The organism is Candidatus Viadribacter manganicus (genome assembly GCF_001679665.1).
GTDB classification, from domain to species: domain Bacteria; phylum Pseudomonadota; class Alphaproteobacteria; order Caulobacterales; family Aquidulcibacteraceae; genus Vitreimonas; species Vitreimonas manganica.
Genome location: NZ_CP013244.1, coordinates 3,670,275 through 3,688,276, shown reverse-complemented (window position 1 = coordinate 3,688,276; position 18,002 = coordinate 3,670,275). Strand labels below are relative to the sequence as shown.

At 61.2% G+C, this 18,002-nt stretch carries 30 protein-coding genes and 1 riboswitch; of the genes, 1 reads left to right on the top strand and 29 read right to left on the bottom strand.

Features of this window, described 5'->3' with window-relative positions:
• Nucleotides 1-9: 9 nt before the first annotated feature.
• From ATE48_RS19010 to ATE48_RS18995, 4 genes are all read right to left on the bottom strand, one after another.
• Nucleotides 10-1,029: a DNA-directed RNA polymerase subunit alpha gene (locus ATE48_RS19010; RefSeq protein ID WP_066774338.1), complete on the bottom strand. Its 1,020-nt coding sequence runs from the start codon at nucleotides 1,027-1,029 to the stop codon at nucleotides 10-12.
• Nucleotides 1,030-1,088: 59 nt separating this feature from the next.
• Entirely contained in the window at nucleotides 1,089-1,478 is a 390-nt protein-coding gene (rpsK, locus tag ATE48_RS19005) for a 30S ribosomal protein S11 (RefSeq protein ID WP_066774332.1), read from the bottom strand.
• A gap of 12 nt (nucleotides 1,479-1,490) precedes the next feature.
• Nucleotides 1,491-1,871: a 30S ribosomal protein S13 gene (gene rpsM, locus ATE48_RS19000; RefSeq protein ID WP_066774331.1), complete on the bottom strand. Its 381-nt coding sequence runs from the start codon at nucleotides 1,869-1,871 to the stop codon at nucleotides 1,491-1,493.
• A 114-nt stretch (nucleotides 1,872-1,985) separates the two neighbouring features.
• Nucleotides 1,986-2,429, bottom strand: coding sequence for a winged helix-turn-helix transcriptional regulator (locus tag ATE48_RS18995; protein WP_083197475.1), 444 nt, complete (start codon nucleotides 2,427-2,429; stop codon nucleotides 1,986-1,988).
• Between the two features lie 47 nt (nucleotides 2,430-2,476).
• Here ATE48_RS18995 and ATE48_RS18990 point away from each other — a divergent pair, with 47 nt between their 5' ends.
• Nucleotides 2,477-3,040, top strand: a complete 564-nt coding sequence (locus tag ATE48_RS18990) for an NADPH-dependent FMN reductase (protein ID WP_066774330.1) — start codon at nucleotides 2,477-2,479, stop codon at nucleotides 3,038-3,040.
• Here the strand turns inward: ATE48_RS18990 and ATE48_RS18985 are convergent.
• The 25 genes from ATE48_RS18985 to tuf all read right to left on the bottom strand — a co-directional run bounded on the left by ATE48_RS18985 (nucleotide 3,037) and on the right by tuf (nucleotide 17,545).
• Nucleotides 3,037-3,603, bottom strand: coding sequence for an adenylate kinase (locus ATE48_RS18985; RefSeq protein ID WP_066774326.1), 567 nt, complete (start codon nucleotides 3,601-3,603; stop codon nucleotides 3,037-3,039). The genes ATE48_RS18990 and ATE48_RS18985 overlap by 4 nt on opposite strands.
• The gene (gene secY, locus ATE48_RS18980; protein ID WP_066774322.1) at nucleotides 3,600-4,952 is read right to left on the bottom strand and encodes a preprotein translocase subunit SecY; all 1,353 of its coding nucleotides are present in this window, start codon (nucleotides 4,950-4,952) and stop codon (nucleotides 3,600-3,602) included. The genes ATE48_RS18985 and secY overlap by 4 nt, the downstream gene beginning before the upstream one ends.
• A gap of 65 nt (nucleotides 4,953-5,017) precedes the next feature.
• The gene (gene rplO, locus ATE48_RS18975; protein WP_066774312.1) at nucleotides 5,018-5,503 is read right to left on the bottom strand and encodes a 50S ribosomal protein L15; all 486 of its coding nucleotides are present in this window, start codon (nucleotides 5,501-5,503) and stop codon (nucleotides 5,018-5,020) included.
• Nucleotides 5,504-5,532: 29 nt separating this feature from the next.
• Nucleotides 5,533-5,736, bottom strand: a complete 204-nt coding sequence (gene rpmD, locus ATE48_RS18970; protein WP_066774310.1) for a 50S ribosomal protein L30 — start codon at nucleotides 5,734-5,736, stop codon at nucleotides 5,533-5,535.
• Nucleotides 5,737-5,739: 3 nt separating this feature from the next.
• Entirely contained in the window at nucleotides 5,740-6,483 is a 744-nt protein-coding gene (gene rpsE / locus ATE48_RS18965; protein WP_083197474.1) for a 30S ribosomal protein S5, read from the bottom strand.
• A gap of 10 nt (nucleotides 6,484-6,493) precedes the next feature.
• On the bottom strand, nucleotides 6,494-6,850 hold the full coding sequence (gene rplR, locus ATE48_RS18960; RefSeq protein WP_066774308.1) for a 50S ribosomal protein L18: 357 nt from the start codon (nucleotides 6,848-6,850) through the stop codon (nucleotides 6,494-6,496).
• Nucleotides 6,851-6,853: 3 nt separating this feature from the next.
• The gene (rplF, locus tag ATE48_RS18955; RefSeq protein WP_066774307.1) at nucleotides 6,854-7,387 is read right to left on the bottom strand and encodes a 50S ribosomal protein L6; all 534 of its coding nucleotides are present in this window, start codon (nucleotides 7,385-7,387) and stop codon (nucleotides 6,854-6,856) included.
• Between the two features lies 1 nt (nucleotide 7,388).
• On the bottom strand, nucleotides 7,389-7,784 hold the full coding sequence (gene rpsH / locus ATE48_RS18950) for a 30S ribosomal protein S8 (RefSeq protein ID WP_066774304.1): 396 nt from the start codon (nucleotides 7,782-7,784) through the stop codon (nucleotides 7,389-7,391).
• A 14-nt stretch (nucleotides 7,785-7,798) separates the two neighbouring features.
• Nucleotides 7,799-8,104: a 30S ribosomal protein S14 gene (gene rpsN / locus ATE48_RS18945; protein WP_066774300.1), complete on the bottom strand. Its 306-nt coding sequence runs from the start codon at nucleotides 8,102-8,104 to the stop codon at nucleotides 7,799-7,801.
• A gap of 48 nt (nucleotides 8,105-8,152) precedes the next feature.
• The gene (gene rplE, locus ATE48_RS18940; protein ID WP_083197473.1) at nucleotides 8,153-8,806 is read right to left on the bottom strand and encodes a 50S ribosomal protein L5; all 654 of its coding nucleotides are present in this window, start codon (nucleotides 8,804-8,806) and stop codon (nucleotides 8,153-8,155) included.
• Nucleotides 8,799-9,119, bottom strand: a complete 321-nt coding sequence (gene rplX, locus ATE48_RS18935) for a 50S ribosomal protein L24 (protein WP_066774299.1) — start codon at nucleotides 9,117-9,119, stop codon at nucleotides 8,799-8,801. The genes rplE and rplX overlap by 8 nt, the downstream gene beginning before the upstream one ends.
• Nucleotides 9,120-9,488 (bottom strand): 50S ribosomal protein L14, encoded by a 369-nt coding sequence (gene rplN, locus ATE48_RS18930; protein ID WP_066774297.1) that lies wholly within the window; start codon nucleotides 9,486-9,488, stop codon nucleotides 9,120-9,122.
• Between the two features lie 4 nt (nucleotides 9,489-9,492).
• Nucleotides 9,493-9,732, bottom strand: coding sequence for a 30S ribosomal protein S17 (rpsQ, locus tag ATE48_RS18925; RefSeq protein WP_066774295.1), 240 nt, complete (start codon nucleotides 9,730-9,732; stop codon nucleotides 9,493-9,495).
• 3 nt (nucleotides 9,733-9,735) lie between these two features.
• Entirely contained in the window at nucleotides 9,736-9,945 is a 210-nt protein-coding gene (gene rpmC / locus ATE48_RS18920; protein WP_066774293.1) for a 50S ribosomal protein L29, read from the bottom strand.
• A gap of 2 nt (nucleotides 9,946-9,947) precedes the next feature.
• Nucleotides 9,948-10,364 (bottom strand): 50S ribosomal protein L16, encoded by a 417-nt coding sequence (gene rplP, locus ATE48_RS18915; protein ID WP_066774291.1) that lies wholly within the window; start codon nucleotides 10,362-10,364, stop codon nucleotides 9,948-9,950.
• A gap of 6 nt (nucleotides 10,365-10,370) precedes the next feature.
• Nucleotides 10,371-11,174: a 30S ribosomal protein S3 gene (gene rpsC, locus ATE48_RS18910; RefSeq protein WP_066774289.1), complete on the bottom strand. Its 804-nt coding sequence runs from the start codon at nucleotides 11,172-11,174 to the stop codon at nucleotides 10,371-10,373.
• Entirely contained in the window at nucleotides 11,174-11,599 is a 426-nt protein-coding gene (gene rplV, locus ATE48_RS18905; protein ID WP_066774288.1) for a 50S ribosomal protein L22, read from the bottom strand. Before rplV ends, rpsC begins: the two co-directional genes overlap by 1 nt.
• A 3-nt stretch (nucleotides 11,600-11,602) precedes the next feature.
• Nucleotides 11,603-11,881 (bottom strand): 30S ribosomal protein S19, encoded by a 279-nt coding sequence (gene rpsS, locus ATE48_RS18900; protein ID WP_066774287.1) that lies wholly within the window; start codon nucleotides 11,879-11,881, stop codon nucleotides 11,603-11,605.
• Nucleotides 11,882-11,886: 5 nt separating this feature from the next.
• Entirely contained in the window at nucleotides 11,887-12,723 is an 837-nt protein-coding gene (rplB, locus tag ATE48_RS18895; RefSeq protein WP_066774286.1) for a 50S ribosomal protein L2, read from the bottom strand.
• Nucleotide 12,724: 1 nt separating this feature from the next.
• Complete coding sequence (locus ATE48_RS18890; protein WP_066774284.1) at nucleotides 12,725-13,021, bottom strand: 50S ribosomal protein L23; 297 nt, start codon at nucleotides 13,019-13,021, stop codon at nucleotides 12,725-12,727.
• The gene (gene rplD / locus ATE48_RS18885; protein WP_066774282.1) at nucleotides 13,018-13,716 is read right to left on the bottom strand and encodes a 50S ribosomal protein L4; all 699 of its coding nucleotides are present in this window, start codon (nucleotides 13,714-13,716) and stop codon (nucleotides 13,018-13,020) included. Before rplD ends, ATE48_RS18890 begins: the two co-directional genes overlap by 4 nt.
• A gap of 8 nt (nucleotides 13,717-13,724) precedes the next feature.
• Complete coding sequence (gene rplC / locus ATE48_RS18880) at nucleotides 13,725-14,534, bottom strand: 50S ribosomal protein L3 (RefSeq protein WP_066774280.1); 810 nt, start codon at nucleotides 14,532-14,534, stop codon at nucleotides 13,725-13,727.
• A gap of 5 nt (nucleotides 14,535-14,539) precedes the next feature.
• Nucleotides 14,540-14,854: a 30S ribosomal protein S10 gene (gene rpsJ, locus ATE48_RS18875; RefSeq protein WP_066774278.1), complete on the bottom strand. Its 315-nt coding sequence runs from the start codon at nucleotides 14,852-14,854 to the stop codon at nucleotides 14,540-14,542.
• Nucleotides 14,855-15,158: 304 nt separating this feature from the next.
• Nucleotides 15,159-16,166 (bottom strand): GIN domain-containing protein, encoded by a 1,008-nt coding sequence (locus ATE48_RS18870; RefSeq protein WP_156767865.1) that lies wholly within the window; start codon nucleotides 16,164-16,166, stop codon nucleotides 15,159-15,161.
• Between the two features lie 188 nt (nucleotides 16,167-16,354).
• Complete coding sequence (gene tuf, locus ATE48_RS18865; RefSeq protein WP_066774275.1) at nucleotides 16,355-17,545, bottom strand: elongation factor Tu; 1,191 nt, start codon at nucleotides 17,543-17,545, stop codon at nucleotides 16,355-16,357.
• A 141-nt stretch (nucleotides 17,546-17,686) separates the two neighbouring features.
• A riboswitch (cobalamin riboswitch) is annotated at nucleotides 17,687-17,906 on the top strand.
• The last annotated feature ends 96 nt before the right edge of the window (nucleotides 17,907-18,002 follow it).

The window sequence follows — 18,002 nt, the reverse complement described above, 5'->3', positions numbered from 1 at the left end:
GGCTCTCCGTTAGATTTGGTCTTCGTACTTCTTGGCGAGATCTTCGATGTTGTCCGGCGGCCAGTTCTCGACCGCCATACCCAGATGAAGGCCCATCGAGGCGAGGACTTCTTTGATCTCGTTCAGCGACTTGCGGCCGAAGTTCGGAGTGCGAAGCATTTCGCCTTCCGACTTTTGGATCAGATCGCCGATGTAAACGATGTTGTCGTTCTTCAAGCAATTGGCCGAGCGAACGCTGAGTTCGAGTTCGTCGACTTTCTTGAGCAGAGCCGGGTTGAACGGGAGGTCCGGCTTGTCGCCGCCTTCCTTCTTCTGCTTCGGCTCTTCGAAGGTGATGAACACTTGCAGCTGGTCCTGCAGAATACGCGCGGCGTACGCGATCGCATCTTCCGGACGCACAGCGCCGTTGGTCTCAACTTCAATGATAAGCTTGTCGTAATCGAGAACCTGACCTTCGCGGGTGTTCTCAACGCGATAGGCAACGCGGCGAACCGGCGAGTAGATCGAGTCGATGGCGATGAGGCCGATCGGCGCGTCGTCGGGACGATTTTGTTCGGCCGGGACGTAGCCCTTGCCGTTGTTGATCGTCAGCTCCATGCGCAGGTTCGCGCCGTCGTCCAGCGTGCAGATCACGTGGTCGGGGTTCAAGATCTCCATATCGGAAACCGTCTGAATGTCGCTGGCCTTCACTTCGCCCGGGCCGGTCTTCGTCAGCATCACGCGCTTTGGACCTTCGCCGCGCATGCGGATCGCGACTTGCTTCAGGTTCAGCACGATGTCGGTGACATCTTCACGAACGCCTTGGATCGAGCTGAACTCGTGGACGACGCCGTCGATTTGCACCGACGTGATCGCCGCGCCTTGCAGCGACGACAGCAGCACGCGACGCAGCGCGTTGCCGAGCGTCAGGCCAAAGCCCCGCTCCAGCGGTTCCGCAATCAAAGTGCCACGCTTGGACGCGTCGTACGCGTGCTCAATGACGGGCTTCTTCGGGCGGATCAGTTCAAGCCAATTTTTTTCGATCGACATTCATCGCTCTCAATCAAACGGCGCAGCGAAGGAGGCGCGCGCCACTTACAGTATTCCGTTTAGACGCGACGGCGCTTCGGCGGACGGCACCCGTTGTGCGGGATCGGCGTCACGTCGCGGATCGACGTCACGGTGAAGCCAACAGCTTGCAGAGCACGAAGTGCGCTTTCGCGCCCCGAACCCGGGCCAGACACGTTCACTTCGAGCGTGCGCATGCCGTGCTCCATCGCCTTGCGGCCTGCATCTTCAGCGGCGACTTGCGCAGCGTACGGCGTCGACTTACGCGAGCCCTTAAAGCCCATCGTGCCGGCGCTCGACCAGGAGATCGTGTTGCCTTGCGCATCAGCGATCGTGATCATCGTGTTGTTGAACGATGCATTCACGTGCGCGACGCCCGTGACGATGTTCTTACGTTCACGCTTCTTAACGCGCGTGGATTCCTTAGCCATTGCGGCGTGTCCTTACTTCTTGGTCGCTTGTTTCTTGCCGGCGATTGCTTTCGCCGGACCTTTGCGCGTGCGCGCGTTCGTGTGCGTGCGTTGGCCGCGAACCGGCAGGCCACGGCGGTGACGCAGGCCACGATAGCAGCCGAGGTCCATCAGGCGCTTGATGTTCGTTGCGGTCTCGCGACGAAGATCGCCCTCAACCGTGTAGTCACGATCGATGGTCTCGCGGATTTGGAGAACTTCAGCGTCGGTGAGCTCGCTCACGCGGCGCTCCGGCGTGATGCCGACCTTCTCAGTGATTTCTTTGGCGTAGTGCTGGCCGATCCCATGGATGTACTGCAGCGCGATGACGACGCGCTTCTGGGTCGGAATGTTTACGCCGGCGATACGAGCCATGTTGGCGGTGCTCCAAAACGCAATAGGCGCGACGCCTCCAGACCGTCTGGTCTGGGGAGCATCGCGCGTTGGGTGTTCGCGAAGTTGGCGGTTATAGCGGGGCGAAATGCCGCGTCAACCGGCGGAAACGCGATCCTGTTGCGGCGTTTCGGCCGCCTCGGAAGCGTCAAATCGTGCGCGGGCGGCCTCGATACAAGGGGTATGCTGAATGGCCCACTGCCCGAGGGCCGAAACCGGGATGAGGAGGTCCCTGCCCAGCTCGGTCAGCGCGTAATCGACCCGTGGGGGCACGGTCGGCGTCACGGTTCGACTGACGAGCCCATCGCGCTCCAGATTGCGGAGCGTCAGAGTCAGCATCCGCTGGGAAATACCCCCTATGATCCGTTTGATCTCATTGAACCGGCGCGGCCCCTCACCCAGGCGCTGGATGATCAGCACGCTCCATTTATCCCCTATACGCTGCAAAATGGCGCTGACCGCCCGGCAATCATGGGACTGGATGTCGGAAACAACGCTGTGACCTGGTGAGGTCTGTGTGCGTTCTTGAGCTGCTCTCATAGGCACTCATATAGCCCTAGTTACCAACCGTTACTAGGGAATCATAAATGACCACCAAAGTCGCCGTCGTCGTCGGCAGCCTGCGCAAGGGCTCAGTAAACCGGATATTCGCCCAAGCGTTGGCGAAGGTCGCGCGCCCGAAACTGGACCTCCAAATCGTCGAGATCGGCGAACTGCCGCTCTACGATCAAGATCTTGAGGGTGAGCTTCCGGCGCCGGTCATCCGCTTCAAGCAGCAGATCGAAAGCGCTGACGCGGTGCTGTTCGTCACGCCCGAGTTCAACCGCTCATTTTCGGCGGCGCTGAAAAACGCGATCGAATGGGGTTCACGCCCATGGGGCAAGAATTCCTGGGCCGGCAAACCGGCGGCCATCGTCGGCGCAACGCTTGGCGCGGTTGGCACCGCTGCAGCGCAATCGCAGCTTCGCTCTGTCGTCAGCGCCACGGGCGCAGCGCTCACGGTGCAGCCCGAAATCTATTTGAACTATCGCGACGGCCTGATCGTCGATGGCGAGATCACGGACGAAAGCTTGCGCGGCGTGCTCGTCGACTGGTCGGCAAAGTTCGCAGATTGGATCGCGCGCCTACGCGCGCCAGCACTGACGTTCTAACGAGCGTCGATCGCGGCGGCGATGGACGTGGCCACATCCTCGATGCCGGCCATGCCGTCGACGCCGCGAAGCTTGTTCTTCTGCTCGTAGTAAGGAATGAGCGGCGCGGTTTGAGCGAGATACGCGTTCAAACGAACTTTGTAGCTTTCAGGATTGTCGTCGGCTCTGCCTTCTTCGGCAAAGCGCTTAGCGACACGATCGAGCAATTGCTGCGAGTCCACTTCAAGCTGCACGACGCGATCGATCTGCTTGCCGTGGCGGGCAAGCATGGCATCGAGCGCTTCTGCTTGCGCGACCGTGCGCGGAAACCCGTCGAAAATGAAACCGGGCGCCGTCTTGTTCTGCGCGAGCGCATCTTCGATCAACGCAATCACGATCTCGTCCGAGACGAGCGAGCCGGAATCCATGATCGCGGCGACCTTCTGACCAAGCTCCGAGCCCGACTTCCGCGCTGCGCGCAGCATGTCGCCGGTTGAAAGCTGTACGTATCCCCGTTCGGCGGTGAGACGCTTGGCTTGGGTGCCTTTACCAGCGGCCGGTGGCCCGAACAGGATCAGGTTCATTTCTTGGTGATCCCGCCGCCCGAGCCACGCAGCTTTGAGCGCTTGATGAGACCTTCGTACTGGTGCGCGACCAAGTGCGACTGAATTTGTGCAACCGTATCCAGCGTCACTGAGATAACGATGAGGATCGAGGTGCCGCCGAGATAGAAGGGCACCGCGTAGTACGCGATCAGAATCTCCGGCAGCAAACACACTGCGGTGATGTAGGCGGCGCCGATAACTGTGAGGCGTGTCAGCACGTAATCGAGATATTCGGCCGTCTTTTTGCCTGGACGAATGCCCGGCAGGAAGCCGCCGTATTTGCGCAGGTTGTCCGCGGTTTCTTCCGGATTGAAAACGATCGAAGTGTAGAAGAAGCAGAAGAAAATGATGCCGACGGCGTAGAGCATCATGTGGCCCGGCTGACCGTAGCCGATAAAGCCTTGAAGTTGGCTCACCCACTCCGGCGCATTGGCCCCCATGCCCATGAAGCCAATCACCGTTGTCGGCAGCATCAATAGCGATGACGCAAAGATCGGCGGGATAACGCCGGCGGTATTGATTTTCAGCGGCAGGAATGAGCTTTCGCCCATGAACATGCGATTGCCCTGCTGGCGCTTCGGGTACTGCACCACAAGGCGTCGCTGCGAGCGTTCAATGAAGACCACGAACACGATGACCGCGAGCATCGCGGCGGCGATCATGAAGAGGCCAAACGGGTTGACGTCTCCCGTGCGCGCGAGCGCAAGCGACTGCATCACGATGCGCGGCATCTCCGCGACGATGCCGGCGAAGATGATCAGCGAGATGCCGTTGCCGACGCCGCGCGCCGTCACCTGCTCACCGAGCCACATCAGGAACATCGTGCCCCCCGTCAGCGTAATGACGGTGGACGCGACGAAGAACCAGCCAGGATTGGTGACCACACCGGCGCTCGACTGCAGGCCAACAGCGATGCCGTAAGACTGCACAATCGCCAGAACCAGCGTCAGGTAGCGCGTGTACTGGTTGATCTGCTTGCGGCCGACTTCACCCTCTTTCTTCAAGCGCTCAAGCGACGGAATCGACGTCGACAACAGCTGCATGATGATCGAGGACGAAATGTACGGCATCACGTTCAGCGCGAAGATCGCCATACGCTCCACGGCGCCGCCGGAGAACGTGTTGAACATGCCGAGAATGCCGCCGGCCTGAGTTTGAAACGCCTGCGCGAACGCAGCCGGATCAATGCCGGGGATCGGGATGAATGTGCCGATGCGATAAACGATCAGCGCAATGATGGTGTACCAAATGCGCTTTTGAAGCTCTGTCGCCTTGGCGAACGCCGCAAAGTTGATGTTTGCGGCAAGCTGTTCTGCGGCTGATGCCATGTGGGCGCGCTGCTCCGAATGTTATCCGGCGAGGCCGGAATACTCCCCCGTCCGGAGAGCGAACCTTAGGCTGCTGCTTCTTCCGCCGCAGGCGGATTAAGCAGCGTCACCTTACCGCCGGCCTTTTCCACGGCAGCGATAGCTGCAGCGGAGGCGCCAGAAACGGTGATGTTCACTTTGGCTTTCAGCTCCCCGCGCGCAAGGAGGCGCACGCCGTCTTTCTTGCGGCGCAGGACGCCAGCTTCCACCAGCGTATCCTCGGTAATCTCGTTCTTTGCGTCGATCTTCTTGTTATCGATCGCATTTTGCAGCGTCGCCAGATTAATCCACTGCGTCTTCTTGCTGTTGAGCGCGTTGAAGCCGCGCTTCGGCATACGCATGTGGAGCGGCATCTGACCGCCTTCGAAACCATTGATCGACACGCCGCGACGGGACTTTTGTCCCTTCACGCCACGTCCGCCGGTCTTGCCCTTGCCGGAGCCGACGCCGCGTCCAACGCGCATCAGCTTCTTGGTTGAGCCCGGATTATCGGCCAGTTCGTTCAGTTTCATCGTACTTGCTCCGACGGCGAGGCCGTCTGTTATTTCACGACTTCGACCAAGTGGGCGACTTTGCGGATCATGCCTTGGATCGAAGGCGTATCCTCAAGCTCAACAACTTGGTTGGCGCGCTTCAGGCCGAGGCCGAGAAGCGTGGTGCGTTGATCGTATTCGCGGCGGATCGGGCTGCCAGTGCGGCGAACCTTAATCGTGCCGCCAGCGGCTTTCTTTTTAGCGGTCGCCATCTATCAACCCTCCGCCGGCACTTCGCCGAGGCTCGCGCCATCCTTACGGCGGCCGACCAGATCGGCGACCTTCAGGCCACGGCGGTTCGCAACTTGGCGCGGCGAGCTTTGTTCTTTCAATGCGTCGATCGTGGCGCGCACCATGTTGTAGGGGTTCGACGAACCCTTCGACTTGGCGACGACATCGGAGACGCCCAACACTTCGAGCACAGCGCGCATCGGACCACCGGCGATCAAACCAGTACCGGCCGGCGCTGCACGCAGCATGACCTTGCCCGCACCCCAACGGCCGTTGCCGTCATGGTGCAGCGTGCGACCTTCGCGAAGCGGAACGCGCACGAGCGACTTCTTGGCCTCTTCAGTCGCCTTGCGGATGGCTTCCGGCACTTCGCGCGCCTTGCCGTGACCGAAGCCAACGCGGCCCTTCTTGTCGCCGACGACGACGAGCGCTGCGAACGCAAAGTTCTTACCGCCCTTCACGACTTTCGCGACGCGGTTGATGGCGACGAGTTTGTCGACCAGTTCGCCTTCCGCGCGCTCTTCAGGACCTGCGTTGCGGTTGCGGTCATCGCGACGCGGGCCACGGCCTTGGCCGCCACCCGGACCACGTCCGCCGCCTGGGCCACCCGGACCACGGCCAGCGCCACCACCTGGGCCACCGCGGCGTGGGCCGCGCGAGCCACGAGCGGGTCGCTGATCTGAACCTGGTGCGTCGGCCGGCGGGCCGCCTGCGGTTTCGTCCGTCATCTCAGCTTCCTCAGAATTCGAGTCCGCCCTCACGGGCGGCGTCGGCCAGGGCTTTTACCCGGCCATGGAATACATAACGACCGCGATCGAACACGACCGACTTCCTGCCGGCGGCGATCGCACGTTCTGCGATGAGCTTGCCAACAGCAGCGGCGCCTTCTTTGTTCGAGCTCTTCGCCTTCACGGCTTCTTCAAGCGTCGAAGCGGAAGCGACGGTCACGCCCTTCTCATCGTCGATCAGCTGCGCCGAAATGTGCTTCAACGAGCGGAAGACGGAAAGACGAAGGCGTCCTTCGCCAGCCAACTTCTTCAGCCGGCTGCGATTGCGCTGGGCGCGGCGCTCAGTGGGATTAAGCTTGCGGACCATGGCTTACTTCTTCTTGCCTTCCTTGCGGCGGATGTACTCGCCGGCATAGCGCACGCCCTTGCCCTTATAGGGCTCCGGCGGACGGTAGGAGCGGATTTCGGCGGCGGCTTGGCCGACGACTTGCGGATCAACGCCGCTGACCTTGATTTCGGTCGGCTTCGGAACCGCGATCGTGATGCCTTCCGGCGGCTGGTAGATGATCTCGTGGCTGTAGCCGAGTTGCATCTGCAGATTCTTGCCCTGCATCGCTGCTCGATAGCCGACGCCAGTCATTTCCAGGTTCTTTTCGAACCCTTCGGTGACGCCCTTCACGTTGTTCGCAAGAACAGCGCGCGTCGTGCCCCACAGCGCGCGGGCGCGCGTGGTTTCGTGACGCGGCTTTACCGAGAGCTCGCCGTTGCCGAACGCGACTTCGACATCGTCGTGCGCGCGGAAGTTCAGCGTGCCCTTCGGGCCTTTAACGCTCACGTCCTGGCCCTTCACCGTGATGGTGACGCCATTGGGAGCCGGGATCGGTCTTTTACCGAGGCGGGACATCTTAGTAGACCTCGCAGAGGACTTCGCCGCCCACGTTCGCGTCACGAGCAGCGTTGTCGCTCATCACGCCCTTAGGGGTCGAGATGATCGAAATGCCGAGGCCGTTACGGACGAGGCGAAGATCTTTGATCGAAGAATAGACACGGCGGCCCGGCTTCGAAACGCGCGTGATCTCGTGGATCGCCGGCGCGCCTTCGAAATACTTCAGCTCGATCTCGAGTTCCTTGCGGCCCTCTTTTTCGATCTCACGGAAGTCGCGGATGTAGCCTTCATCCTTCAAAACTTGAAGAACGCGCGTGCGGAGCGTCGAAGCCGGCGAAAGCGTCTTCGAACGGCCACGCAGATGGGCGTTGCGGATGCGGGTGATCAGATCGCCGACAGGATCGTTGATGTTCATCTATCGACGCTCCCTTACCAGCTCGACTTGACCATGCCCGGGATCTGGCCGTTCGAGGCCAGTTCACGGAGCGCGATACGCGAGAGTTTCAGCTTGCGATAAAACGCGCGCGGACGACCGGTGAGCTCGCAGCGATTGCGAACACGCGTCGGCGACGAGTTGCGCGGCAGTTGCGCCAGCTTCAAGCGGGCGGCGAAACGCTCTTCCAACGGAAGGTCTTCGTTCAGCGCAGTGGCGCGCAGCTTGGCGCGGCGAGCTGCGAACTGCTTCGAAAGCCGTTCACGCTTCTTGTTGCGTTCAATTGAACTGGTCTTGGCCATACTCTCTACTCTCTCCCGGTGCGTTCTGGGGTGGATCGCTTGCGGCGATCAGTTCCGGAACGGGAAATCGAATTCTTTCAACAAAGCCTTGGCTTCGTCGTCGGTGCGCGCGGTGGTGCAAACGACGATATCAAGACCCCAAATCTGATCGATTTGGTCGTAATTGATTTCAGGAAACACGATGTGTTCCTTGATGCCCATGGCGTAGTTGCCACGGCCATCGAAACTCTTGCCGTTCAGGCCACGGAAGTCCTTCACGCGCGGGAGCGCGATCGTGACCAGGCGGTCCAAGAACTCGTACATTTGATCTTTGCGAAGCGTGACCTTCGCGCCGATACTCATGCCTTCGCGAAGCTTGAATGCCGCGATCGACTTGCGTGCCTTGGTAGCCACCGGCTTTTGACCGGAGATGGCTGTGAGCGCTTCGATCGCTGACGTCAGTTTCTTGGAGTCCGCGGTGGCTTCGCCGACCCCCATGTTCAGCACGATCTTCTCGAGACGCGGTATCTGCATCTCATTCGTGTACTTGAACTCGTTCTTCAGCTTGGCGCGAATTTCCTTGCTGTAGCGTTCTTTCAAACGCGGCGTGTAGCCAGCCGGCTTTGCCTCACGCGGCTTTCCAGCGCCGGCAGCAGCCTTCGCTTTCTTTTCCGCTGCAGCCGCTTTGGCCTTCGCGCCCTTATCTGCAGGCGACTCAGACATCGATTTCAACTCCCGAGCCCTTGGCCACGCGGACCTTCACGCCCTTGTCGTTCGTCTTGAAACCAACGCGCGTCGGCTTGCCCGTCTTCGGGTCACGCAGAGCGACATTGGAGATATGAAGCGAGGCTTCCTTCGCGATCACGCCGCCGTTCGGATGCGTGACATTCGGCGCCGTGTGGCGCTTCACGAGGTTGAGGCCTTCAACGACGACGCGTTCTTCCTTCGGCAGCACTTTCAGAACACGGCCCGAGCGACCCTTGTCCTTGCCGGCGATGATGATGACGGTGTCGTCTTTTTTAATGCGGGCGGTCATTTAGAGAACCTCCGGCGCGAGCGAGATGATCTTCATCTGGTTCTTCGCGCGCAGTTCGCGCGGCACCGGTCCGAAGATACGCGTGCCGATCGGCTCGCCTTGGTTGTTAATCAGAACCGCAGCGTTCGAGTCGAAGCGAATGGTCGAGCCGTCCTTGCGCTTGATGTCTTTCGAAACGCGCACGACGATGGCTTTGCGAACGTCGCCCTTCTTAACGCGGCCGCGCGGCATCGCTTCCTTGACGGAAACGACGATGATGTCGCCCACGGTGGCGTAGCGGCGCTTCGAGCCACCAAGCACCTTGATGCACATCACGCGCTTGGCGCCGGAATTGTCGGCGACCTCGAGGTTGGTTTGCATCTGGATCATGGCATCATGCTCCGACGCGGCCGACGACTTCCCAGCGTTTCAGCTTGGACTTCGGCGGGCATTCTTGAATCTCGACCTTTTCGCCGGTCTTGAAGGCGTTGGCTTCGTCATGGGCGTGGAACTTCGCCGACCGACGAACCGTCTTCTTCAGGAGCGGGTGCAGATAGGTGCGTTCCACCTGCACGACGACAGTCTTGTCGCCCTTATCGCTCACAATCGTTCCCTGCATCACGCGGCGCGGCATGGCTTAAACTTTCGCTTTCGGTGACTTCTCACGCAGCACCGTCTTCGTGCGCGCGATAGCGCGACGAACTTCGCGGATGCGCGAGGACTTTTCGAGTTGGCCGGTCGCTTGCTGGAAGCGCAGGTTGAACTGCTCCTTCTTCAGCGAGGAGAGTTCGTCCTTCAGAGCGGCGGCGTCCTTTTCACGGACGGATTTGACGTCTTGGCTTGCCATAATCAGAGGCCCTCAATCCGAGCGACGATCTTGGTGCGAACCGACAGCTTCGCGGCGCCGAGACGCAGCGACTCTCGCGCAACCGTTTCCGGCACGCCGTCGATTTCGAACATGATCCGGCCAGGCGCGACGCGCGCGGCCCAAAACTCAACCGCGCCCTTGCCCTTACCCATGCGGACTTCGACCGGCTTTTGCGAAACCGGCACGTCCGGGAAGATTCGGATCCACACGCGACCTTGGCGCTTCATTTCGCGCGTGATGGCGCGACGAGCAGCTTCGATCTCACGCGCGTTGACGCGGTTCGGTTCAAGCGCCTTCAGGCCAAACTGGCCAAAGTTGAGAGCGCTGCCACCCTTGGTGTTCCCTTTGATGCGGCCCTTATGGGCACGCCGGAACTTGGTTTTCTTCGGCTGCATCATGGTGGGTTATGCCTCCGACTCTGAGCCAGCTTCATCACGCGACGGGCGGCGGCCACGACGCGGACGGTCGCCCGGCGGACGATCTTCGCGCGGGCCACGCGGGCCACGGTCATCGCGATCGCGACGCTCACGGCTCTCGCCGGTTTCGAGCGAACGCTTATCTTGCGCCATCGGATCGTGCTCAAGGATCTCGCCTTTGAAGACCCAAACCTTCACGCCGATCTTGCCGTACGCGGTGTCGGCTTCGGTGAAGCCGTAATCGACGTCAGCACGCAGCGTGTGCAACGGCACGCGGCCTTCGCGATACCATTCCATGCGCGCGATTTCTGCGCCGCCGAGACGGCCCGAAACGTTGATGCGGATGCCTTGCGCGCCGAGGCGCATGGCCGACTGCATCGCGCGCTTCATGGCGCGGCGGAACGCAACGCGACGCTCGAGCTGCTGGGCGACGCCTTCGGCGACCAGCATAGCGTCGGTTTCCGGCTTGCGGACTTCAACGAGGTTCAAGTGAACCTCGGCGCCAGGCGCCATCTTCGCGAGTTCCTTGCGGAGCTTCTCGATGTCAGCGCCCTTCTTGCCGATGACGACGCCCGGCTTTGCGGTGTGAACCGTGACGCGGCACTTCTTCAGCGGACGCTCGATGATGATTTTCGAGATGCCGGCGGCATTCAGCTTCTCGCGAAGGAATGCGCGGATCTTGATGTCTTCGTGGAGGAGACGCGCGTAGTCCTTTGTGTTGGCGTACCAACGCGAATCCCACGTGCGGTTCACGCCCAGGCGCAGACCGATCGGATTGACTTTCTGACCCATTAGGCGGCCTCAGCTTTTTCGGGCTGCTTGGTCGTATCGCGCAGCACGATGGTGAGTTGAGAGAACATTTTTTCGATGCGAACGCCGCGACCACGAGCGCGCGTGTGCATGCGCTTCATCGTGATGTTCTTGCCGACGTGCGCTTGCGCAACCACAAGACCGTCGACGTCGAGGCCGTGATTGTTTTCGGCGTTATCGATCGCCGACTTCAGGCACTTCAGCACGTCCTTGGCGATGCGCTTTTGGCTAAAGCGCAGCTCGTTCACGGCCTTCTCAGCCGAGAGACCACGGATCGACTGAGCGACCAAATTCAGCTTTTGCGGGCTGATGCGGAGCGTGCGCAGAATCGCCTTCGCTTCGTTCGAAGCTTCGCGGCGGCGATTCTTGCCCTCCGGCGTGCGCTGCTTTTCTGAGGCGGCGATCATGGCTTACTTCCTCTTCGCCTTCTTATCGGCGCCGTGGCCGAAATAGTTCCGCGTCGGCGCGAACTCGCCGAGCTTGTGGCCGACCATGTCTTCGCTCACGAGCACCGGCGTGAATTGCTTGCCGTTGTGAACTTGGAACGTGAGGCCGACGAATTGCGGCATGATGGTGGAGCGGCGCGACCAGGTTTTGATCTGCTCACGACGGCCTGAGCCTGCAGCCTTTTCGGCCTTGGCGATGAGATAACCGTCGACGAACGGGCCTTTCCAAACAGAACGCGGCATCTGGATTAGCTCACTTTCTTCGAGTGACGACGACGGATGATCAGACGATCCGACGGCTTGGTTTTGCGGGTCTTCGGACCGCGGGTTTTCTTGCCCCAAGGCGTGACCGGGTGACGGCCGCCTGAGGTTTTGCCTTCACCACCACCGTGGGGGTGATCGACCGGGTTCATGGCGACGCCGCGAACGCTGGGCTTGCGGCCAAGCCACTTCGTGCGGCCAGCCTTGCCCCAGACTTCGTTCATGTTGTCGGGGTTCGACACAGCGCCGATCGTGGCCATGCAAACGTCCTGAACCATACGCACTTCGCCGGAAGCCATGCGGAGCTGGGCGAAGCCAGCATCACGGCCAACGACTTGAGCGTAGGTGCCGGCCGAGCGCGCCATTTGGGCGCCCTTCAACGGCTTCAACTCGATGTTGTGAACGATTGTGCCGACCGGAATCGACTTCAACGGCATCGCGTTGCCGGGCTTCACGTCCACGCGCTCGTTGGCGACGACCGTGTCGCCGACCTTCAAGCGTTGCGGCGCGATGATGTAGGCCACTTCACCGTCGGTGTACTTGATGAGGGCGATCCAAGCCGTACGGTTCGGATCGTACTCAAGACGCTCGACCTTCGCTTCAACGCCCCACTTACGACGCTTAAAGTCGATCTTGCGGTAGGTGCGCTTGTGGCCGCCACCGGTGCGGAAAGCCGTCACGCGGCCAACGTTGTTGCGACCGCCGGACTTCGTCAGGCCTTCGGTCAACGCCTTTACCGGCTTGCCCTTGTGCAGCTCAGCGCGATCAACGATCACGAGCTGACGGCGACCCGGTGAGGTCGGGCGGAAAGTCTTCAACGCCATCTTAGAGCCCCGTCGTCACGTCAATTGAGTAACCGTCGAGCAGGGTCACGACCGCGTTCTTGTGGTCGGAGCGCTTGCCCGGCGTGCCGCGGAAGTTCTTCACCTTGCCTTTGCGGACGATGGTGTTCACCGCGCCCACTTTGACTTTGAAAAGAGCTTCGACAGCTTCCTTGATGTCCTTCTTCGTCGCCGTAAGCGGAACGCGGAAGACGACCTTGTTCTGCTCGGAAAGCAGAGTAGCCTTTTCCGTGATCACCGGCGCGATGATGGTGTCGTAATGTTTGTTGAGCGCGCTCATGCCGCGGCCCCTTCAGCTTCGGTTTTCTTCGCAGCGCGGTTCTTCGGCGCAGCTTCGGCCTTACCGGCCTTGTCCTTGAAACGCTCGTGGATCGCGTTCACGGCGTCTTGTGTCAGCACCAGCTTTTCGGCGCGCAGGATGTCGTAAACGTTGAGACCGGCGTTCGGCAGAACGTCGATGTACGGAATGTTGCGGGCGGCGCGAGCAACACCGGCGTCGACTTCGGCGCCAGCAATGAACAACGCCTTCTCCAGCTTCAGATTGCTCAGCGACTTCTTGAGCGCCGAGGTCTTGCCGTCCTTCACCGTCAACGCGTCGATCACGACGATATCGCCGGCATTCGCCTTGGCGGAGAGGGCGTGACGCAGAGCAAGCGCACGGAACTTCTTCGTCAGATCGTGCGTATAATCGCGCGGCAGACGATTGTGGGCGTGACCACCGCCGCGGAAGATCGGGGCGTTCTTCGCGCCGTGACGCGCTTGGCCAGTGCCCTTTTGCTTATAAAGCTTAGAGTGCGTGACCGAGACCTCACCGCGAGATTGCGTCTTGTGGGTGCCGGCGCGGCGCTTGGCGAGTTGATACTTCACCATACGCTGCAGGATGTCGGCGCGGACTTCCTTGATGCCAAAAATGGCGTCGTCCAGATCGATCGATCCGGCCGCCTTGGCGTCAAGAGTTTGGATATTGAGTTTCATGTCCGCCCTCACTCAGCCGCGGCTTGCGCTTGGCGAACGCCAGCAGGCTTCGGCGCTTCCTTCGGAAGCACGGCCTTCGCAGCGTCGCGCACTTCAACCCAGCCGCCGTCGGCGCCGGGCACTGCACCACGGACAAACAAAAGTCCGCGCTCGGCATCGACGCGGACGATTTGCAGATTTTGAACAGAGACGCGCTCGTCACCGAGGTGACCGGCCATCTTCTTGCCTTTGAAGACCTTGCCCGGATCCTGGCGTTGACCCGTCGAACCGTGCGAGCGGTGCGAGACCGAAACGCCGTGCGTGGCGCGGAGACCGCCGAAGTTCCAGCGCTTCATGGCGCCGGCGAAGCCCTTACCGACGCTTATGCCAGCGACATCAACCTTCTGGCCCGGAACGAAGTGTTCAGCAGAAATCAACGCACCGACCGGCAGAAGATTGTCTTCCGAAACGCGGAATTCGCGAACCACCGCCTTCGGCTCGACCTTGGCACGCGCAAACTGACCGCGTTCCGCAGCCGTCTTATTCTTTGCTTTCGTCGCGCCGGCAGCGAGTTGCACAGCATTATAGCCGTCGCCCTTGGCTTCACGAGCGGGCGCGCCGCCCTTGTCGTTCTTGCGCGACTTCTTCGGCTTCAGCGCAACGGCTTCGCCGGCAGAGTTTTTGTACTCTTCAGCGTTGACCGTGCGGCGGCCGACAACTTGGCAGCCAGCGAGATCGAGCACGGTCACCGGGATGTGTGCGTTGTCTTCACCGAAGACGCGCATCATGCCGACCTTGCGCGCGATGACGCCAGTGCGACGGGATTGTTCTTGAGCCATCGCTATCAACCCAGGACTTGGATTTGCACGTCGACGCCAGCTGACAGGTCGAGCTTCATCAGAGCATCGACCGTTTGCGGAGTCGGTTGGACGATATCGAGCACGCGCTTGAACGTGCGGATTTCAAATTGCTCGCGGCTCTTCTTGTCGACGTGAGGCGAACGGTTGACCGTGAACTTCTCGATGCGCGTCGGCAGCGGCACCGGGCCGATCACCGTTGCGCCCGTGCGCTTCGCCGTCGACACAATTTCCTTCGCCGACAGATCGAGCGTGCGGTGATCAAAGGCCTTGAGCCTGATCCGGATGTTTTGCTGCATCATCGCCAAAGTCTTCCCAAATTCTCTCGCGCCGCGACTTACGCCGCTGAACGCAAAACACGGCGGCGCGTCCGTTTTGGACCCACCGACGAGAAAAACGCCGCCCGAGACGGACGGCGCTATGAAAGAGTGGATCGCAAAAAACGCTGGTCTTACGGGGCTTTTACCCCGCCCGCTCAACCTCGCTTGTCCGAGGAAGCTGCCGCGTAGCTTGCGAACCGCGTCTAAGCATAAGCTTACAGCCGGCTCGAAGGGCGGTTTCCTATAGACGGGAAACCTGGGCGTCAAGGCGCGTTTTGCGCGGCTGTCATTGGCCTACGGATACCTCGCCGGAGCCAAAAACCTCCTGCCGGACAGAGCCGGATGCGGCTGGGGCGGAAACGCTGCCAGAACCTGCGATTTCCGCGTCAATATTGACGACTGGGGCGGTTACGTCGACGCTGCCCGAGCCCACGATCGATACGTTCAGATCTTGAACCGTCGCTGCAATCGACACATCGCCGGAGCCGGCAAGGTCGATACTTGCGATCGTGATCGCGCCACCGCGCACTGTAACAACGCCCGAACCGGCGGCGTCCGAATTCAGCTCGCCCGTCAACGAGGCCATCGTGACCGAGCCCGAGCCCGCGAGATCTATGGCGGCGCCACTTGCAATTGCTCCGGTAACCACGTCAGCTGATCCGGCTACGTCCGCGTCGAGGCTTTGGGCCGCGCCTGTGTTGACGTTGCCTGAACCGGCGATGTCCATGGAAAGGTCGCCCGCCACGTCGGCCACCGTGGTCGTACTGCAACCATTTACCTCAAGTGAGAGAGATTGAGTCGCGCCGATGTCGGTCGAGCCGGCGCCACTACGGTCGAGTTGAAGCGCGCGCGGTGTCCGTATTGTGATGCGGGGGAGTTCGGCGGCGTCGAATTCGCCATCCCCATACCCCCGAACACTGGCGGAACCCGCATCGCCGCAACCACGAACCCGGCCGCGCAATTGGCCGTCAATCACCACACGGCCATCGTCCGTGGCGACCGTCGGCATCGGCAGGACACCGGCCGTATTGTCGATCTCGACTGAGTAATCCTGGCGATCCTCAGGGATAATCGCAACTACGGCCGCAACGTTGCGAATACGAAGATCGCCGCCGGCGAACGCCTCAGCGGGCATCGAGCCGGGGCTGGTGGCTATGATCGCGGCCGTCCCGCGCCCGCCGTCATCATCGCCGACGTGGATACTGAAATTGGACCAGTTCGGGCCGCCAAACATGGCGCCGAGGCCAAAGAGGATCGCTACAGCGATCGCCAATACGAACACAAACCGTTCCATCCACGTCTCCCTCGCGCCGGTCAGGGCGATTTCATCCATTTAAGCAGATGCGCGCGCGCCAGCGTTTGGATGCGCCCGGCCTCCGGTTCAGGCAAGGGCGCGGAAAGCCCAGCACTCGGGGCCGCAGCGCGAAACGAAAAAGGGCCGCCCAATGGGCGGCCCTTCGTCTTAGCGCTGAGCGCTTCGAACTATTCGATGACCTTCGCCACGACGCCCGAACCGACGGTGCGACCGCCTTCGCGAATAGCGAAGCGGAGACCTTGGTCCATGGCGATCGGGTTGATGAGCTCGACGACCATCTTAATGTTGTCGCCAGGCATGACCATTTCGACGCCAGCCGGGAGCGCGACGATGCCCGTCACGTCCGTCGTACGGAAGTAAAATTGCGGACGATAGTTTGTGAAGAACGGCGTGTGACGGCCGCCTTCTTCCTTCGTCAGCACGTACACTTCGGCTTCGAACTTCTTGTGCGGCGTGATCGAACCCGGCTTGGCCAGAACCTGACCGCGCTCAACGCCTTCACGGTCAACGCCGCGGAGCAGCGCGCCGATGTTGTCGCCAGCTTGACCTTGATCGAGCAGCTTGCGGAACATTTCAACGCCGGTGCAGGTCGTCTTAACCGTCGGACGGATGCCGATGATTTCGATTTCCTCGCCAACCTTCACAACGCCCTTTTCGACGCGGCCCGTGACGACCGTGCCGCGACCCGAAATCGAGAACACGTCTTCGACCGGCATCAGGAACGGCATGTCCAGCGGACGCGCCGGCTGCGGGATGTAGGTGTCGACGGCGGTCATGAGGCTCATGATCGCGTCTTCGCCGATCGGCGCATCGCGGCCTTCGACGGCGGCGAGGGCTGAGCCCTTCACGATCGGGATATCATCGCCAGGGAAGTCGTACGACGAGAGTAGCTCGCGCACTTCCATTTCGACGAGGTCCAGCAGTTCCGCGTCGTCGACCATGTCGACCTTGTTCATAAACACGACCAGCGCCGGAACGCCGACCTGACGTGCGAGCAGGATGTGCTCGCGCGTTTGCGGCATCGGGCCGTCGGCGGCGGACACAACCAGGATGCCGCCGTCCATTTGGGCGGCGCCGGTGATCATGTTCTTCACGTAGTCAGCGTGGCCGGGGCAATCGACGTGCGCGTAGTGACGATCAGCCGTTTCGTACTCGACGTGCGCCGTGTTGATCGTGATGCCGCGGGCCTTTTCTTCCGGGGCAGCGTCGATGTCGGCGTACGCCATAGCCTTGGCGCCACCCTTCTTGGCCAGAACCATCGTGATGGCCGCTGTGAGCGTGGTCTTGCCGTGATCGACGTGGCCGATCGTGCCGATGTTGCAGTGCGGCTTTGTCCGCTCGAACTTTTCCTTGGCCATTGTGAGGTCCTGTCTCTCCGGCGTGTCAAATAGGTCGTCGGCGCTAAGGCCCAGCCGAAGCGCGCGTAAGGAGCGGGTCTTTAGCCGCACCTTCGCGCACGTCAAGCCCCGCAGCGCCTTGGAATGGCGATCCGGCGCGGCTAATGGTCATTCCGCGACGGTCGTCCGATGAGGACGCGAAATGGGAACGCGGTGCGAGGTTTCCAACCTCTAGTCCGCAGCTGTGCCCGCAACTGTAAGCGGCGAGCGCTACTGCCATCACGCCACTGGGTCGAAGACGTTGCGTCTTTGAGGCCTGGGAAGGCGGCAGAAGCGCGTTTGAGCCGCAAGCCAGGAGACCTGCCGCCGCAACGTCGCTCGTTCGCCCGGCCGGGTCCAGCCGACGAACCGGAACTCTCCGCTGCAGCGACGCGGGCGGCCCCGCGCGCTTTTGCGCCCCGCTTGTCGCTGCCATTGC